1 protein-coding gene is annotated in these 255 nt (G+C 69.4%); it reads right to left on the reverse strand.

Annotation, left to right across the window (positions count from 1 at the left end):
• The coding region (locus QSK36_RS43390) for a sugar phosphate isomerase/epimerase family protein (protein WP_285786472.1) at positions 1 to 255 on the reverse strand (255 nt) is incomplete at both ends.

The raw sequence follows: 255 nt of genomic DNA on the forward strand, positions 1-255 counted from the left end.
GGCGACCCGGGCGTCCTTGCAGTCGACGTGGTAGATCCGGTCGGCGAAGTCGAGGATGAAGTTCGCCGGGTCCAGGCCCTGCCACACCATGTGCGAGGGGTCCCAGTTCAGCCCGAAGGCCGGCCGGTGCCCGATGGCCTCCAGCGTCCGCACCGTGGTGTGGTAGTCGTAGGCGATCTCGCTGGGGTGCACCTCGTGCGCGAAGCGCACCCCCACCTCGTCGAAGACGTCGAGGATCGGGTGCCAGCGGTCGGC

This window comes from Microbispora sp. NBRC 16548 (genome assembly GCF_030268985.1).
Lineage (GTDB): Bacteria > Actinomycetota > Actinomycetes > Streptosporangiales > Streptosporangiaceae > Microbispora > Microbispora catharanthi.